Origin of the sequence: Pandoraea sp. PE-S2R-1 (assembly GCF_002179865.1) — a bacterium.
Taxonomy (GTDB): Bacteria; Pseudomonadota; Gammaproteobacteria; order Burkholderiales; family Burkholderiaceae; genus Pandoraea.
Window position 1 is genome coordinate 1,063,816 of the sequence record NZ_NGUR01000015.1, and the last position, 16,032, is coordinate 1,079,847.

16 protein-coding genes are annotated in these 16,032 nt (G+C 63.4%); 7 read left to right on the top strand and 9 right to left on the bottom strand.

What is annotated here, in order from left to right; genetic code table 11:
- Positions 1–46: 46 nt before the first annotated feature.
- Both CDV44_RS22220 and CDV44_RS22225 read right to left on the bottom strand, forming a co-directional pair.
- Positions 47–400 carry a RidA family protein gene (locus CDV44_RS22220; protein WP_058376695.1) on the bottom strand — a complete coding sequence of 118 codons (354 nt, stop codon included), beginning with the start codon at positions 398–400 and terminating at the stop codon, positions 47–49.
- A gap of 127 nt (positions 401–527) precedes the next feature.
- Positions 528–1,187: a TetR/AcrR family transcriptional regulator gene (locus tag CDV44_RS22225; RefSeq protein ID WP_058376694.1), complete on the bottom strand. Its 660-nt coding sequence runs from the start codon at positions 1,185–1,187 to the stop codon at positions 528–530.
- 157 nt (positions 1,188–1,344) lie between these two features.
- Between CDV44_RS22225 and CDV44_RS22230 the strand changes: the two genes are divergently transcribed.
- From CDV44_RS22230 to CDV44_RS22245, 4 genes are all read left to right on the top strand, one after another.
- The gene (locus CDV44_RS22230; protein ID WP_087690549.1) at positions 1,345–2,637 is read left to right on the top strand and encodes an NAD(P)/FAD-dependent oxidoreductase; all 1,293 of its coding nucleotides are present in this window, start codon (positions 1,345–1,347) and stop codon (positions 2,635–2,637) included.
- Positions 2,638–2,759: 122 nt separating this feature from the next.
- Entirely contained in the window at positions 2,760–3,080 is a 321-nt protein-coding gene (locus CDV44_RS22235) for a DUF3331 domain-containing protein (protein ID WP_249277668.1), read from the top strand.
- Between the two features lie 285 nt (positions 3,081–3,365).
- Positions 3,366–4,571 carry a PNC family class C beta-lactamase gene (gene blaPNC, locus CDV44_RS22240; protein ID WP_087690551.1) on the top strand — a complete coding sequence of 402 codons (1,206 nt, stop codon included), beginning with the start codon at positions 3,366–3,368 and terminating at the stop codon, positions 4,569–4,571.
- A gap of 10 nt (positions 4,572–4,581) precedes the next feature.
- Entirely contained in the window at positions 4,582–5,577 is a 996-nt protein-coding gene (locus tag CDV44_RS22245; protein WP_249277652.1) for an alpha/beta hydrolase, read from the top strand.
- 21 nt (positions 5,578–5,598) lie between these two features.
- Here CDV44_RS22245 and aceE read toward each other — a convergent pair whose 3' ends face one another.
- The gene (gene aceE, locus CDV44_RS22250) at positions 5,599–8,295 is read right to left on the bottom strand and encodes a pyruvate dehydrogenase (acetyl-transferring), homodimeric type (RefSeq protein ID WP_087690553.1); all 2,697 of its coding nucleotides are present in this window, start codon (positions 8,293–8,295) and stop codon (positions 5,599–5,601) included.
- Positions 8,296–8,396: 101 nt separating this feature from the next.
- Between aceE and CDV44_RS22255 the strand changes: the two genes are divergently transcribed.
- The 3 genes from CDV44_RS22255 to CDV44_RS22265 all read left to right on the top strand — a co-directional run bounded on the left by CDV44_RS22255 (position 8,397) and on the right by CDV44_RS22265 (position 10,020).
- Positions 8,397–8,855 (top strand): MarR family winged helix-turn-helix transcriptional regulator, encoded by a 459-nt coding sequence (locus CDV44_RS22255; protein WP_087690555.1) that lies wholly within the window; start codon positions 8,397–8,399, stop codon positions 8,853–8,855.
- 195 nt (positions 8,856–9,050) lie between these two features.
- Complete coding sequence (locus CDV44_RS22260; RefSeq protein WP_087690557.1) at positions 9,051–9,692, top strand: glutathione S-transferase family protein; 642 nt, start codon at positions 9,051–9,053, stop codon at positions 9,690–9,692.
- Positions 9,693–9,696: 4 nt separating this feature from the next.
- Positions 9,697–10,020, top strand: a complete 324-nt coding sequence (locus CDV44_RS22265; protein WP_087690559.1) for a multidrug efflux SMR transporter — start codon at positions 9,697–9,699, stop codon at positions 10,018–10,020.
- An 11-nt stretch (positions 10,021–10,031) separates the two neighbouring features.
- Here the strand turns inward: CDV44_RS22265 and metC are convergent, their stop codons facing one another.
- The 6 genes from metC to CDV44_RS22295 all read right to left on the bottom strand — a co-directional run bounded on the left by metC (position 10,032) and on the right by CDV44_RS22295 (position 16,020).
- On the bottom strand, positions 10,032–11,219 hold the full coding sequence (gene metC, locus CDV44_RS22270; protein ID WP_087690832.1) for a cystathionine beta-lyase: 1,188 nt from the start codon (positions 11,217–11,219) through the stop codon (positions 10,032–10,034).
- Positions 11,220–11,296: 77 nt separating this feature from the next.
- Complete coding sequence (locus CDV44_RS22275; protein WP_087690561.1) at positions 11,297–12,916, bottom strand: rhodanese-like domain-containing protein; 1,620 nt, start codon at positions 12,914–12,916, stop codon at positions 11,297–11,299.
- A gap of 216 nt (positions 12,917–13,132) precedes the next feature.
- A complete protein-coding gene (locus tag CDV44_RS22280; protein WP_087690563.1) occupies positions 13,133–13,723 on the bottom strand; it encodes a cysteine dioxygenase family protein in 591 nt (196 codons plus the stop codon).
- Positions 13,724–13,816: 93 nt separating this feature from the next.
- Positions 13,817–14,584 (bottom strand): amino acid ABC transporter ATP-binding protein, encoded by a 768-nt coding sequence (locus CDV44_RS22285; protein ID WP_140413303.1) that lies wholly within the window; start codon positions 14,582–14,584, stop codon positions 13,817–13,819.
- Between the two features lie 46 nt (positions 14,585–14,630).
- Positions 14,631–15,323: an amino acid ABC transporter permease gene (locus CDV44_RS22290; protein WP_058376682.1), complete on the bottom strand. Its 693-nt coding sequence runs from the start codon at positions 15,321–15,323 to the stop codon at positions 14,631–14,633.
- 4 nt (positions 15,324–15,327) lie between these two features.
- Positions 15,328–16,020: an amino acid ABC transporter permease gene (locus tag CDV44_RS22295; RefSeq protein WP_058376681.1), complete on the bottom strand. Its 693-nt coding sequence runs from the start codon at positions 16,018–16,020 to the stop codon at positions 15,328–15,330.
- Between the last annotated feature and the right edge of the window lie 12 nt (positions 16,021–16,032).

The following is a 16,032-nucleotide window of genomic DNA, read 5'->3' on the forward strand; positions in this document are numbered from 1 at the left end:
GGGGACCAGCAACGTGGCCCACCGAAGTGAGCCACGGGAGAAAAACTTACGCCAGCGCGGTGACGGCGATTTCGACTTCGAGACCGGCGCGCATCAGCGGCGACTGCACGCAAGCGCGCGTCGGGGCGTGGCCTTCAGGCACCCAGGCGTCCCACACGGCATTGAATTCGGCGAAATGCTTGGCGTCCGACAGCCAGATGTTGGCGGTGAGCAGGCGGGTCTTGTCGACACCGGCCGAGGCCAGCAGCTTGTCGATGCGCGTGAGAATTTCCGTCGTTTGCTGCGTCACCGAAACGTTCGCCGTATCCGGCACTTGGCCCGCCAGATACACCACGTTATTGGCGATCACCACCTGGCTCATGCGGGCGTTGGTTTGCAGACGTTTGATTTCGTTCGACATTGAGGCACCGTAAAAGAAAAAGGGCCGGACGTCGGCCCTGGCCCCGATATCTTATACGACTGTCACGCGTCGCTACCGCCCGATGACGCGTAGATGACCGCCGAATGACGGCCGGATGACTAGCGAATTACTGACGAATCAGCGCCATCGCGCAATCGAGCACGGTGCGCTTGAGATCGGCCATGCCTTCGGGCGGCAGGAACGGTCCCATCATGTGGCGATACGACACGGTCTTGCTGATCGCCGAGGTCAGCATGAAGAACATCACATCGGCGTCTTCCACGCGGCGGTCTTGCGCGACGAGCCAATCAGCTACCAGCGGCACCATCGCGTCGCGATACGGGCGCACGAGGCGCTGCGTGAGGATATCGAGGCGTTCGCCTTCTTCCGTGGCCGCCGTCGAGAAGAACATGCCGATGTCCGGGTTATCGAACACGGCTTCCACAAACAGCTGAACCGCCTGTTCGATACGCTCGGCGGGCTCGATCGGGGCATGGCGCAACGCCAGCGTGTCGTCGATCAGCGAGCGCGTGAGCGTCGCGATCTGATCGACCACGGCCACCCAAAGTGCCTCTTTCGAGCCGAAATGATGCGCGATCAGCGCCGCATCCACCCCCGACGCCTCGGCAATCTGCCGCACGCTGCTCGCATAGAAGCCCCGCTGCGCAAAGATCCGCCGGGCGTTATGCAACAACGCTTCGGCACCGTGCGTGCAGTTATCGGTGGGACGGCCGCGCGTACGTTTGCGCGGCAGGTCGGCTTGCGAGACAGCTTTAATCGGAGTCATTGAGCGATGGGTTGGTCGAATTTGCGACAGCAATGCACCAAGTCTAACCGACCCGCGCGCACCTGCCTGCCCAGACACACCCCATTTGACACATAGGGGGCACGGTCGCTATTATGCGCTTATTCATCACTTGTTGAATTGGACATTTCCCCCCCAAATGTCTCCCGCTAACCGAATCGTGATCGTCGGTGGTGGCGTTGCCGGCCTGATGCTGGCGACCCGCCTGGGCCGCACGCTGGGTCGTACCGGCGCTGCGCGCGTGACGCTCATCGACAGCCACCCCACGCATCTCTGGAAGCCGATGCTGCACACCATTGCAGCCGGCACCCGCGATGTGGCGCGGGCGCAGGTCGCCTATCTGGCGCATGCGTGCAGCCATGGCTTCACGTATCAGGTCGGGCGTATGTGCGGGCTGGATCGCCGCAGCCGCGAGATCGTACTGGGAGAAATGGACGCGCCGGACGGCTCGCGTCTGCTCGGCGAGCGCCGGGTGCCCTACGACGCGCTGGTGCTTGCTCTCGGCTCGCAGGCCAACGATTTCGGCATCCCCGGCGTGCGCGATGTGTGTCATTTCATCGACAGCCAGCCGCAGGCCGAAGCCTTCAACACCGCATTGCGTTGCGAAGCCTTGCGCAGCACCGTGAACGACGACGCGTTGCGTGTCGTGATCGCGGGCGGCGGCGCCACGGGCGTGGAACTCGCGGCTGAACTGAGCCGCATGTTCGAAATGGCCACGGCCTACGGCGATCCGCAAATTCGCGAACGTTTGAAACTCACACTCGTAGAAGGCGGCCCGCGCGTGCTGGGCGCCTTTGCGCCAGAGATTTCGTCGGCCACCCAAGCGCAGCTTGAGCGCCTTGGCTTTCGCGTGCTGACCGATACGCGCATCGTATGCGCCGACCGCGACGGCTTTTATCGTGACGACGGCCAGTTGATCCCGGGCGATCTGCTCGTGTGGGCCGCTGGCGTCAAGGCACCCGACTTCTTGCAGGGCATCGGCGGACTCGACACGAATCACGCGAACCAGATTCTGGTGCGCGCGACGATGCAAACCGCACAGGACGAGCGCATTTTCGCCGTCGGCGACTGCGCATCACTCGTGCCCGCGGACGGCGAACGTGCCTTGCCGCCGACCGCGCAAGTGGCCACACAACAGGCCGCGCATCTGAGCCGGCATCTGGGTGCGTGGCTGGAAGGTCATGCGATTCCGCCGTTCGGTTATCGCGATCACGGGGCCCTCGTCTCGCTCTCGGACTACAACGCGTTCGGGGCGCTTGGGCGATTTGGTTTTTTCAAAGGTGGCATCGTGCGCGGACGCTTTGCGCAGTGGAGCCACGCGATGTTGTACCGGCGTCATCAACATGCGCTGCACGGGGTTGCCCGCGCGACGGCGCTGTTGGGTGCCGAAAAACTCGGCGGCCTTCTCGGGCCGCGCATCCGGCTGGCCTGACTATGCGAAGCGAAAACAGAACCAATTGCAGCAACCGGGGCGGCCGCGGCCGCGCATCCGGCGTATCGAGTGCCTCGGGCGCGTCATTGCGCAAGAAGGGCGTTTGGCAACACACCGTGGCCATGCTCGACGCGGAGCCGGTCGAGTGCCGGCCAGTGATTCCGTACACACGGCGCGCACCGATCGTGCGCGTGCTCGAAATCGCGAGCGAACTGACCATCACCGTCTCGTGGAACGACGCGATGGGCGGCAACTACGGCGCGCAGATCTGGCGCGTGCGCAAGGCCCATCACCCCGGTGTTTGTGCGCTCACGGGCGCGCCGATCGACGTGGGCGATTTCGTCTACCGTCCGCTCTTCGGTGACATTCCGCCGCTCAACGCCGACGCCATGATCTCCGCCGAGTCGATCCGCCGCGAAGAGCCCGCGCTTCAGGACGCCTGATTTACGAATCGATTCGCCGCTGGCCGCTGGCTGATAGCGCAGGGCTGATGGCGGATCGTCGATACCCCCGCGCTGAATGCAATCCCCCCCTGTATCGATTCAGCGTGTTGCCGCCCCGTAGAGGGCGGTTTTTTTTCGTCAAACGAGCGTTGCAACGGTTACGTCTGTTACCAGGACAGGGAACGACCGGCGACAACTTTCGGATTAGGCTTAGCGCAGTCCAAACGGGCGTCGCGTATTTCGTCGATTGCCCACCGCACAAGCCTTCAGGGAGATACCCTACCGATGAAAAAACGCCATTTCACCTTCATTACGCCGATTGCGGCGCTTGCCACACTTGCCGCCATTGGCTGGATGGCCATGAGCGCGGGCAGCTACGCCGCGCAACCCGGCGGCGATCCGCAAAGTGCCGCCATCAAGAAACTCGTCGACCAGACCGTCGCATCGGTCATGAAAGTCAACGCCGTCCCGGGCATGGCCGTCGGCGTGATCGTTGACGGCAAATCGTACGTATTCAACTACGGCGTCGCCGACAAGGCAGCAAACAAGCCCGTGACGGCCGATACGCTGTTTGAAATCGGCTCCGTCAGCAAGACCTTCACCGCGACGCTCACCGCCTACGCGCAAACCACCGGCGCACTCTCGCTCACCGACAAGACCAGCCGGTTCCTGCCGTCGCTGGCCGGCACCCCCTTCGGTGAGCTCACGCTGCTCAATCTGGGCACCCACACGGCCGGCAGCCTGCCGCTGCAAGTGCCGGACGGCATTCGCGACGACGATCAACTGCTCGCTTATCTGAAGACTTGGAACCCTGCGAAGCCGCCGGGCACCGTGCGCACCTATTCCAACGTGAGCATCGGCACGCTGGGATGGATTACGTCCCGCGCGATGGGCAGCGATTTCACGACGCTCATGACCCAGCACGTGTTCACGCCGCTCGGCTTGTCGCATACCTATCTGCACGTGCCTGCCGATCAGATGGCGAACTACGCCTGGGGCTATTCGAAGACCGACAAGCCGGTTCGAATCCGACCTGACATTCTCGAATCGGAAGCCTACGGCGTGCGAACCACGGCGGGCGACCTGCTGCGCTTCGTGAGCGTGCAACTCGGCAAGCCGGTCGGCGATGCGAAGTTGCAGCAAGCGATTCACGACACGCGCATCGGCTACTACTTCGACAGTCCGATGACGCAGGACCTGATCTGGGAGCAGTACCCGTATCCGGTCACGCTGGATTCGTTGCTCGCGGGCAACGGTCCGAAGATGGCCTACGAGACCACATCGGCACGTGAACTCTCGCCGTCGATCGCACCGACACCGGCCGTCTGGGTCAACAAGACTGGATCAACCAATGGGTTCGGCGCATATGTCGCGTTCGTGCCTGCGAAGCAGATGGGCATCGTGATCCTCGCGAACAAGGCGTTCCCGATCGCGGAGCGCGTACGCGCGGCACATCAAATTCTGTCGACACTCGACGGCAACTCACGCTAACGGTTTCGTCATGCTCAAGTCCGCACGGTCTCTCGGGTTAGCACTTTCGATCACCACCGTCACCGCCATGACACACGCTGCCACCACTGAGATTCAAGCACCCGGGCCGCAAGGTCCGCTCGCAGGCACGCTCGAATCTCCCGCGCAGCCGATCGCTACTATGCTGATCATTCCGGGCTCGGGGCCGACGGATCGCGACGGCAACAATCCGTTGGGTGTGCGAGCTGAGCCGTACAAGCTGCTCGCCGAAGGGCTGGCCGCGAATCGCATCGCCACCGTTCGCATCGACAAGCGGGGATTATTCGGCAGCGCAAAAGCCGTGGCGAACCCGAACGCCGTGACCGTCGACGATTACGTGCAAGACACCCTCTCGTGGGTCAACACCATCCGCCAGCAAACGAGTGCGCGTTGCGTCTGGTTGCTCGGTCACAGCGAGGGTGGGCTGATGGCGCTGGCAACGGCGGCCCGTCATCCGGAAGGTGTTTGCGGACTAATTCTCGTATCCACTGGCGGCCGGCCGCTAGGCGATGTGCTGAGCGAACAGTTGCATGCCAATCCCGCCAACGCTCACATCGCCGACGCTGGTGACGCGGCCATTCTCGCGCTCACGAAGGGCGAGCGAGTGGACGTCAAGACACTGCCCACGCCGCTGGCGCCGCTCTTCGCGCCGGCCGTGCAGGGCTTTCTCATCAGCCTCTTCTCGCAAGACCCCGCCAAACTGATTGCCGACGTGCGCGTGCCCACACTCATCGTGCAAGGCGAGCGCGACCTGCAAGTCGGCGTGGTCGATGCGCAGCGACTCAAACAGGCGCAGCCTGCTGCAACGCTCGCCCTGCTGCCCGACACCAATCACGTCCTGAAAACCGTGACCACCGGTGAGCGTGCGGCCAACATCGCGACGTATGGCAACGCTTCGCTGCCACTGGCCCCGGGCGTCGTGAGCACGATTGCGCGCTACATCACGGCTGTCACTTCGACGGGTGAGGCACCGCCAACGCCAAAGTGATCGTTGACGGCGCGCCACACGTCACACCGACGCCGGGTCCAGCTTCTCCGGATCGATACCGTATTTGACGATGGCCTCGGCGGCACGCTCGCGCGGCAGCTTGCCTTCGTCGGCCAGCGCGGTGAGTGCCGCAAGCACGATGAAATGCCGATCCACTTCGAAGAACGTACGCAGTGATTCACGCGTATCGGAGCGGCCGAAACCGTCCGTGCCCAATGTCACGAACCGTCGATCCGAGACGAACGGGCGAATCTGATCGCCAATGATCTTCATGTAATCGGTGGCGACCACCAGCGGCCCATCCCGCTTCGCGAGACACTGCTGCACGTACGGCACACGCGGCATTTGCGATGGGTGCAGCAGATTCCAGCGTTCTACCGCCAGCCCTTCGCGTCGCACTTCGGTCAGGCTCGTGGCACTCCACACATCGCTCGCCACGCCGAAATCCTTCGCCAGCAGTTCCCCCGCCGCAATGACTTCTCGCAGAATCGCGCCACTGCCCATCAACTGCACGCGAGGCGCATCGGGCGCGGGCGCAGCGCCTTCCTGCAACAGATACAGCCCCTTGAGAATGCCGGCTTCGGCGCCTTCCGGCATGGCCGGGTGTTGGTAGTTCTCGTTGAGCAACGTGACGTAGTAATAGACGTCTTCGTCGTTCGCATACATCCGGCGCATGCCGTCTTGCAGAATCACGGCCAGCTCGAACTGGAACGTCGGGTCGTACGACACGCAGTTCGGAATCACGGACGACAGCACGTGACTATGTCCGTCGTCGTGTTGCAACCCTTCGCCCATGAGCGTCGTGCGCCCGGAGGTTGCGCCCAGCAGGAAGCCACGCGTGCGCGCATCGCCGGCCGCCCACGCCAGATCGCCGACTCGTTGCAGCCCGAACATCGAATAGAAGATGTAGAACGGAATCGTTGCAAAGTCGTGCGTGCTGTACGACGTGCCCGCCGCAATCCACGAGGCAATGGCCCCCGATTCGTTGATGCCTTCCTGCAAGATCTGACCGTCGCGTGCTTCCTTGTAGTAGCTCAACTGCCCGGCATCCTGCGGCGTGTAAAGCTGGCCGAGATACGAGTGAATACCGATCTGGCGGAACAGACCCTCCATGCCGAAAGTGCGTGACTCGTCCGGCACGATGGGAATGACGCGCTTGCCGATCTCCGGGTCTTTTAGCAGCGTGGTCAGCATGCGTACGAACGCCATCGTCGTCGACAACTCGCGCTCACCGGAGTCTTTCAACTGCCCGCTGAAGGCACTCAACGGCGGGATCGCAAGCGGTGCGCGAAGGCCGAACCGCGCCGGCAGGTTTCCGCCCTGTGCCGCGAGCCGCGCCGCAAAGTAGCGGCCTTCAGGGCTGTCCGGCGACGGCTTGAGATACGGCATCGCGTCGAGTTGATCGTCCGGCACCGGCAAGTCGAAGCGATCGCGAAACGCGCGCACGGCATCGGCGCTCATCTTCTTCAGTTGATGATTGACGTTCTGTCCTTCCCCCGCCTCGCCCATGCCGAAGCCCTTGACCGTCTTCGCGAGAATCACCGTCGGACGCCCTTCGGTGCGCATCGCTTGCGCGTAGGCCGCGTGGACTTTCAACGCGTCGTGACCGCCACGGGCCAGTTGCCAGATCTCGTCGTCGCTCAGGTGCGCGACCATCGCCAGCAACTCGGGCGATTTGCCGAAGAAGTGCTCACGCACGTAGGCACCGTTTTGCGACTTGAACGTCTGATAGTCGCCATCGACGCAGGCCATCATTCGCTCGCGCAGCAGACCGTGCGTGTCGTTTTCGAGCAGGGCATCCCAGCCGCTGCCCCAGACCACCTTGATGACATTCCATCCCGCCGCGCGGAAGGTGCCTTCCAGTTCCTGAATGACCTTGCTGTTGCCTCGCACCGGTCCATCCAGCCGTTGCAGATTGCAGTTCACGACAAAGATCAGGTTGTCGAGCCGTTCTCGCCCGCCTAGCGAAATCGCCGCCAGTGACTCTGGCTGATCCATTTCGCCATCGCCAAGAAACGCCCAGACCTTGCGGCCCTGATGCGGCTTGAGACTGCGGTATTCGAGATAGCGCATGAAGCGCGCCTGATACGCGGCGGTGAGCGGCCCGAGCCCCATCGACACCGTCGGGAACTGCCAGAAGTCGGGCATCAGGCGAGGGTGCGGATACGACGAAATACCGTCGCGCCCCGCCTCACGCCGGAAATCATCGAGCTGCGCCTCGGTAATGCGGCCCTCCAGATACGCGCGGCCGTAGATGCCCGGCGCGGAGTGCCCCTGAATGTAGATCATGTCGCCGTCGAACGTGTCGGTGCGGCCACGGAAGAAGTGGTTGAAGCCCACGTCATACAGCACCGCCGCCGACTGATACGTCGCAATATGCCCGCCGACGTTCGAGTGCTTGCCCGCGCGCAACACCATCACCATCGCGTTCCAGCGAATGAAGGCGTTCAGGCGTCGCTCGATAGCGAGATCGCCCGGATAGTCCGGCTGGCGCGACCGGGGAATCGTGTTGACGTACGCCGTCGTGACGCGTCCGTGGTAATCGCCATGACGCTCGAAATCCCAATCGGCGAGGCGATCCATCAGGTAGTGCGCACGGGCGCGGCCCTCGTATTGCGTCACGCCGTCGAGTGCGTCGAGCCACTCGCGCGTCTCCTGCGCGTCGACATCCGTGGGCGAGGAATTTGCGGCGTGCGCCGCCAGCAGCGGTTGAGTCATGACATGCCTCCTTGTGAGTTGCAATTGCAATCGTCTTGCCGGCCATTCTAGCCATGTACAATTGCAACTGCAACTCACATTCGAATTTGACGAGGGCCCTCATGAGTTCAACCGACCCCGATCTGTGGTTTTCCTTCGTGCGCGCGCACCGCACGATGATTCGCGAAATCGAGCGCCGTCTGGCCGACGCCGGCCTGCCGGCGTATGCGTGGTATGACACGCTCTGGGGACTGGAAAGCGGCCCGGACGGCACACGCCGCATGCATGAACTGGCCGACGTGCTCGCGATCGAGCGCTACAACCTCACGCGGCTGATCGACCGGCTGGAGCAGGAGGGGCTGGTGACACGGATGCGCTCGCCGGAAGACGGCCGTGCCGCCTACGCGACCATCACCGACAAAGGCCGCACCCTGCGCAAAAAGATGTGGAAGGTCTACCAGTCCACGGTCGCGGAGCTGTTCCTGAGCCAATTCCGCGAGAAAGACGTGCGCCCGACGGCCGAAGCGCTCGACCGCGCCAGCGCCGCAGCTTTCGAACTCCTCTCCGAGAGCAAACGCTAAGGCCCACAAGCCTCAGCTGCCATCTCTGGACGTTCCTCGCGACCTCCTCGGTCGCCCGATGGGCGTGCGCGCCGATGACTCGCTTGCGGTTCAAAACGAAACCGCATAGGATTGCAACTGCAACGATTGCAATTGCAATCCATTGCACGAAGTCATTCCTGAAGTCATTCGGCGACCGCCCACGAGAGGAACGTCATGGCACTCCCCCTGACGCTGTACACAGCAAATACCCCCAATGGGCTGAAGGTCAGCCTGTATCTGCATGAAGCCCGGCTTGACTATCGTCAGATCGACGTCGATCTGTCGTCAGGCGAGCAGAAGCGACCCGAGTTCTTGCGGCTGAATCCGAACGGCAAGATTCCGGTCATCGTCGATCACGAGCGCGATCGGACGGTATTCGAGTCGGGAGCGATCCTCACCTATCTCGCGGACAAAACGGGGATTTTGCAGCCTGCCACTGAGGCCGGGCACCTCGCCGTGCAGAAGTGGCTCCATTTCCAGATCGGTGGCATCGGCCCGATGCTCGGGCAGTTGTGGTGGTTTTTACACGGTGCGAAAACAGACAATCGCGAAGCCATCGAGCGCTATCGCAAGGAGTCGCTGCGTCTGCTTGGCGTGGTCGAAGCGCGGCTTGCACAGTCCGCCTATCTCGCGACCAACGACTATTCAATCGCCGACATTGCCGCGTTCGCGTGGCTGCGCACCTACGAAGAGTTGCACCTCGATATCGTTGCGTTTCCGCATGTGCAGCGCTGGCTCGCGACCATTGCCGAACGGCCAGCCGTACAGACGGCCATCGTCGCGAATCGCGGCGTGGCTGTAACGCAGGAGGAATAACGCGATGGCGTGGGGATATCTGCTGCTGGCTGCCGCGCTCGAAATCGGGATGGGGATCGCCCTCAAGCTCAATAGCGGCTGGACGCGCGTCACGCCCAGCGTCATCGCATTGGTCGCGGCGCTGGCCAGCATCTATCTGCTGGCGCTGGCGTTGAAGACGCTGCCGGTCGGCACGGCGTATGCCATCTGGACAGGCATCGGCACGATCGGTCTGGTCGTTATCGGTGTAATGGTCTTCGGCGAAGCGTTGACGTGGTCGCGCGGGGGCTTTCTCGCCCTCGCGATTCTCGGCATTGCGGGGCTGCGCATGACGGGAGGCGAGGGCTAAGGAAAGCAGCGTTACGCTGACATTTGCGCGAATCCGGCGGCGAGATCGTCCATCAGATCCTGCGGGTCTTCCAGACCGATGTGCAGCCGCACGATCGGACCCGCCGTCGACCAGTCCTCACAAGTGCGCGTGCCGGCAACATTCGACACCGTCGCCAGACTCTCGAAGCCGCCCCACGACGCGCCGATACCGAACAGGGTCAACGAATCGACAAAGCGGTCTGCCTGTGCGGCGGTCGCGTTCGCGAACTCGAACGAGAGCAGCCCGTTGGTGCCCAGACAATCGCGTTGCCACAGGGCGTGCCCGGGGTGCGATGTGAGGGCCGGGCAGAAGACACGCGCCACGTCGGGCTGGCTCTCCAGCCAGTGCGCGATTTCCAGCGCGTGGCGCTCGTGCATCTGCAAGCGCGCCGCCAGCGTGCGCGTACCGCGCAATACGAGATAAGCATCGTCCGGGCTCACTGCCACGCCCTGCGCATCGGCCATCGTCGAAAGCGTCTGCCAGACTTCTTCGGTGGTAGTGACGGTGCCCATCATCACGTCGGAGTGCCCGCTCAGATACTTCGTCGCCGCCATCACCGATACGTCCGCACCCAGCATCAGCGGACGATATTGCACGCCCGATCCCCAAGTGTTGTCGGCAACCAGCAAGGCGCCGTGACGGTGAGCAAGGTCGGCCAGCGCGGGGATGTCGCACATCTCGTAGACGAGCGAACCCGGCGCTTCCACGTACACCAGCTTCGTGCGGGCGGTCATATGCTCGCCGACATCGCTGCCATCGGCGCGGAAGTAGGTGACGTGCACGCCCCACGGCTTGAGGAAGGTCTCAACGAAATGACGCAGCGGCTGGTACACGCAGTCGGCGATCAACACGTGATCGCCGGGGCGCACGTAGGCGAGAAACACCATCGAGATCGCGGCCAGCCCGGTCGGGAAGAGCCGCGTGCGATAGCCGCCTTCGAGCGCGGCCACCACGTCTTCCAGTGCGAAGCCGGTCGGATTACCGCGCGCACCGTAGGTGAACATGCGCTCGGTGCTGCGACGGCGGCGGGCATCGTTCAGGTCGTCCATCGAGTCGAACAACACGGTGGACGCGCGCACCACGGGCGGGTTGACGGCACGGCCGCCGACGACAGGGGTATGCGTGCCGCCCTTCACAAGACGGGTAGCAAGACGTTGGGGGGGCGTTTGTCGGGACATGATCAGGGCGTTGGCAATGACCGGCAGGTCGGATTCGTCGCGTGCGCGACCGGGCCGCGCACGCACAGGCACTGCAATTACTTCGCGGCGTCAGAGGCAGTGATACCACCGATGCCACCAATGCGGAAGGCACCACGCTCCTGCTCGTCGAGTTGCGCGAGCAGGCCCGTCTCCCACGCCAGATACTGACGCGCGGCCGCCTTGTTACCGTCATGGCGGTCGTGCACGAAGAACAGGTAGTCGATGCACTCGGCATCCACCGGCAGGTCGGGCGTACTCATGCCCGGCTGGCCCGCCGCCGTCCACGCCTTGAACCCGCCAGCCAGCAGCGAGAACGTGCGCGAGTCGGCAGGATGGGCGCGACGCCAGTCGGCCACGAACAGTTCGGCAACGCCGCGCTCATCGGCCACGAGCACGACATTATGCGCTGCCGGCAACTGCGGCAGGTGCGGACGAATCGCCCATTTCGATCCGGGAATATGCTCGCGCCGGTAGCTCATGCTGGGACGCACGTCGACCACAGTGACGCTGTCGTCGGCCAACGACGCGGCGAGCGCTGCGGCGTCGATCTCCTGCAATGTGATGTCGAACGCGGGCGTCGTGGCGGCCAGCGACACACCGCTGTTGAGCCCATCACGCAACACGCAGGCGTCATGACCCAACTGACGCAGCCAGCTCGCGACGATCGGTGCGCGCACGCCGTCGTTGTCGAACAGCACCACGCGGGCATGACGCACGCCCACATATTGGTCAGTCGCCTGAATCAACTGGCCGCCCGGCGTGTGCTGTGCGCCCGGCAACGTGCCGGCGGCAAATTCTTCCGGCGTGCGCACGTCGCACAGGTACAGCGAGCGCGACGCGTCGGCAGCCCACTCGGCAAACGTCGCAGCATCGATTTCCGGCACGGCGAAGCGCTCGGCCAACGCGTCGCTGGCTTCCTGCATTTGCGCGACATTCGACGGCGCGACGGCATCCGGATAACGGCGCGTGCTGCCATGTTCGAGCGGCAGATCTTCGAGATACCAGCCTTGCGTGCCATTCTCGAGCGCCATCACCGGGTTCGGAATGCCGAGATTGATCAGCGTCTGCGCGCCGATGATGCTGCGGGTACGCCCGGCACAGTTCACCACGATGGGCGTTTGCGGGTTCGGTACCAGTTCGCGAATGCGGTAGCCCAGCTCGCCGTTCGGGCAGCAGATCGACGACGGGATCGTCATCTTCAGATATTCGTTGACGGGGCGGCCATCGAGAATCACGACCTCGTCGCCGCGCTCGCGCATGGCGGCGAGTTCGCGCGCGGTCACGCGCGGCGTGTGATACGCCAATTCCACCAGTTCGCCGAACGTCTTCGACGGCACATTCACACCGGCGAACAGCGCGTACCCCGCCTGTTGCCAGCCTTGGGTGCCGTTCTCCAGCACATGCACGTTCGTGTAGCCAAGCGCCGCCAGACGTGCGGCTGCCTCCACGGCGACTGTGGCGTCGGTGTCATAGACCACCACGCGCGCATCACGGCGCGGCGCGAGCCGAGGAATATCGAGTTCGAGGCGGCTGTAGGGCAGCGTCACGCCGTAGAACAGGTGGGCTTCGCCGTACTGGCCGTGCTCGCGCACGTCGAAGACGGCAATCTCGGCGCCGTCGTGCAGCCAGTCCTTGAGCTGGGCGGCCGGCACGAATGAAGGAGTGAACGAGGTCATAGCGTAGCGTCAGTTTTCGAAGTTCGTCGCGGCGTTTGCCGAAACGTAGGGATGAGCGATCCCGCACCGCCGGTCAGGGCGGTGTGATGCGGGGGGCGCGAGATTCGCTCGCGCCGTCAGGAATTACCGCGGCCGGTGCTGCGTTCCGTGCTTGGCGCTCAGTGCACCACGCAGGCGGCGGTTTCTATCGGTGAGTTTTTGCGCTTAGCGGCGCGCTTATCGACGTGTCTTCACGCCGATGTCCATCACCTGATACGTGCCTTTATCCAGATCGAACGTGATGCGCTCGGTGAGCGTCTCCAGTGCGCGGCCGTACATGTGCAGGTGGCGAATGGGGGCTTCGCCCTTGATCTCCACGGCGTGGATATCTTCCGAGGCCAGCGCAATGCCATGCCCCGGATCGACCACGACGGTGTCGCTCACTTCGAGCGTGCCGACGCCGGGCGTCGCGCCGTCGTCGGTGCGGCGATACACGTAGTTGTATTCGGTGCCGTCGACCGCCGCGATGCACGCCCACGTGGTGTGGTTGTGCGGCGTGATCTTCTTGCCGGGGCGCATCACGTTGAGATACAGCGCATAGGTGCGATCAGCATCTTCGTGAATCAGATAGCGCGCTTGCAGCTCGCCGTCGTTCGGCGGCGGGAAGTCGGCGTCGTTCCACAGCGCGGTGCGCGCGGCGAGCGATTTGACCTGTTCGAGCACGGCAGCGAGTGCCGGGCGCGTTTCGCCCGCCGGGGCCAGTGCGGCCTTCATTGCGGCGATGGCATCGGCCACGACGGCCTGGCGTTGTTCAGTTTGCGTGGACATGGTGAGGGTGTTCTCCGTGAAGCTTTGTTATGGATGTGCCCGAAAACATCTGACTGGGGCAATGTCGCGTGTGTGTTTTATCGTTATGGGGTATCAGGCCGGTACCGCGTCGCGGGGCACGCTCACGAACGGTTGCGGACGCAGCACGTCTTGCAGGAACCGCTGCGCACGCGCGTGTTTCGGCTGACTGAAAAACTCTGCTGGCGGCGAGTCTTCGAGCAATTCGCCCTGATCCATGAACCAGACGCGGCTCGAGACGTCGCGGGCAAAACCCATCTCGTGCGTGACGATCATCATCGTCAGACCTTCGTCGGCGAGGGCGCGCATGACTTGCAGCACTTCCTGCACCATCTCCGGATCGAGCGCACTCGTCGGCTCGTCGAACAACATGAGCGGCGGCTTCATGGCCAGCGCGCGCGCAATCGCCACGCGCTGCTGTTGCCCGCCCGAGAGGTTGGCCGGCATCGCATCGATCTTGTGCGCGAGGCCCACCTTCGCGAGCAGCGCTTCGGCCTGCGCCGTGGCTTCATCGCGCGACATGCCGAGCACCTTCGTCGGGCCGAGAATCAGGTTCTGCCGCACCGACAGGTTCTGAAACAGGTTGAAGCTCTGAAACACAAAACCGATGCGCGCACGCAACTGGTTGAGCTTCACGTCGCGCGCCGTCACGTCCTTGCCTTCGAACAGGATGCGTCCCTGCTGAATCGCTTCGAGCCGGGTAACCGTGCGAATCAGCGTCGACTTGCCCGAGCCCGACGGCCCGCACACGACAACGACTTCGCCGCGGTTGATGGTGGCGTCGATACCCTTGAGCACGTGATGCTCACCGTAGTACTTCTGGACATTCTCGAATGCGAGCATGGTCATGGCCGCGTTCTCCTTCTGAATACTTGAGTGCTTCACGTGCTCAGGCCAACCCCGCGCGCTGGCGGGCGATGCGACGCTCCAGCCAGCCGGCGAAGCGCGAGATGGCGAAACACACCACGAAATAGAATGCTGCGAGCACGAGGAACGTTTGCAGCGGCTTGGTCAGCGTGATCGTGTTCACCTGCGCGGCCGAGTACGTCAGCTCCGGCACGCCGATGACGTAAGCCAGCGACGTCGCCTTGATGATCGACACGAACTGATTGACGATCGACGGCAGCATGTTGGCGAGCGCCTGCGGCAACTGCACGTAGCGCATGCTTTGCAGCCACGACAGCCCATTCGAGCGCGCGGCTTCCATCTGGCCGCGCGGCAGGCCTTCCAGACCGGCACGCACGATCTGCGACAGGAAAGCGCTTTCGTAGACGATGATGGCGCAGACCGCCGTCGTGAACGCCGAGACTTCGGCCCCCACCAGCAACGGCACCGCGAAGTACGCCCAGAAGATGATCATCAGCAGCGGAATGCCGCGCACGAGGCGCGTCCATACACCGATCACACGGCGCAGCCAGCGCCACGGCGAGACTTGCCCCATGCCGATCGCTACCGCAATCGGGAACGAGATCACCAGCCCCAGCGCCGAGAGAATGAGCGTGACCGCCACGCCGCCCAGCGGGCCGTTGGGCCAGCTGCCGACGAGGAACAACGCGAGATAGTCGTGAAGAATCTCGAACATGGCCTCAGACTCCCGACGGCGCCGTACGGCGCTTGGCAAAGTGCTCGGAGAGCGCCATCAGGGCCAGCGTACCGATCAGATACAAAATCGTCGCCACCAGAAATACGTCGAATGTACGGAAGGTCAGGTTATCGATCTGACGGGTGCGATACAGCAATTCGTGCACGCCGATGGCCATCGCCAGCGAGCTGTTCTTGAAGAGCAGCAACGCCTGATTGAGCAGGGCGGGCAACGCCGCACGAATGCCTTGCGGCAGGATCACGTAGCGGAACGATTGCAGATACGTCAGACCGATCGACCACGCGGCTTCCTGTTGGGTGTGGGGAATGGCGCGCAGGCCGGAGCGCATGTCCTCCGAGATGAACGCCCCCGCGTTGAGCGCGAGCGCCACCGTCGCGAAGAAGAACTCGGTGTTGCCGGCATTGATCCAGTCACGCGCGCCATCGGGCAGCAGTTGCGGCACGCCGAAGTACCACACGAGAATCTGCACCAGCACCGGCACATTGCGGTGGTACTCGACCACCACGATCACAAAGCCCTTGAAGAGTTTCACCGGCATGGCGCGCAAGGTGGTGAGCGTCACACCCACCACGATCGCGAGCAGGCCCGAGACCACGAACAGGCGCAGCGTCGTCAGCACCCCATCGCGAAACAGCTTCAGGTAGCCGTCTTCGAGCAAAAACGAGAGATCGAACATCGCAGGGCGTCT

Bases quoted from the DNA above. Each gene is read 5' to 3' on its own strand.
- CDV44_RS22265 (WP_087690559.1), top strand. From the start codon at position 9,697: ATGGCGTGGGGATATCTGCTGCTGGCTGCCGCGCTCGAAATCGGGATG.
- CDV44_RS22255 (WP_087690555.1), top strand. From the start codon at position 8,397: ATGAGTTCAACCGACCCCGATCTGTGGTTTTCCTTCGTGCGCGCGCAC.
- blaPNC (WP_087690551.1), top strand. From the start codon at position 3,366: ATGAAAAAACGCCATTTCACCTTCATTACGCCGATTGCGGCGCTTGCC.
- CDV44_RS22290 (WP_058376682.1), bottom strand. From the start codon at position 15,323: ATGTTCGAGATTCTTCACGACTATCTCGCGTTGTTCCTCGTCGGCAGC.
- CDV44_RS22275 (WP_087690561.1), bottom strand. From the start codon at position 12,916: ATGACCTCGTTCACTCCTTCATTCGTGCCGGCCGCCCAGCTCAAGGAC.
- CDV44_RS22235 (WP_249277668.1), top strand. From the start codon at position 2,760: ATGCTCGACGCGGAGCCGGTCGAGTGCCGGCCAGTGATTCCGTACACA.
- metC (WP_087690832.1), bottom strand. From the start codon at position 11,219: ATGTCCCGACAAACGCCCCCCCAACGTCTTGCTACCCGTCTTGTGAAG.
- CDV44_RS22295 (WP_058376681.1), bottom strand. From the start codon at position 16,020: ATGTTCGATCTCTCGTTTTTGCTCGAAGACGGCTACCTGAAGCTGTTT.
- CDV44_RS22260 (WP_087690557.1), top strand. From the start codon at position 9,051: ATGGCACTCCCCCTGACGCTGTACACAGCAAATACCCCCAATGGGCTG.
- CDV44_RS22280 (WP_087690563.1), bottom strand. From the start codon at position 13,723: ATGTCCACGCAAACTGAACAACGCCAGGCCGTCGTGGCCGATGCCATC.
- CDV44_RS22245 (WP_249277652.1), top strand. From the start codon at position 4,582: ATGCTCAAGTCCGCACGGTCTCTCGGGTTAGCACTTTCGATCACCACC.
- CDV44_RS22225 (WP_058376694.1), bottom strand. From the start codon at position 1,187: ATGACTCCGATTAAAGCTGTCTCGCAAGCCGACCTGCCGCGCAAACGT.
- aceE (WP_087690553.1), bottom strand. From the start codon at position 8,295: ATGACTCAACCGCTGCTGGCGGCGCACGCCGCAAATTCCTCGCCCACG.
- CDV44_RS22285 (WP_140413303.1), bottom strand. From the start codon at position 14,584: ATGCTCGCATTCGAGAATGTCCAGAAGTACTACGGTGAGCATCACGTG.
- CDV44_RS22230 (WP_087690549.1), top strand. From the start codon at position 1,345: ATGTCTCCCGCTAACCGAATCGTGATCGTCGGTGGTGGCGTTGCCGGC.
- CDV44_RS22220 (WP_058376695.1), bottom strand. From the start codon at position 400: ATGTCGAACGAAATCAAACGTCTGCAAACCAACGCCCGCATGAGCCAG.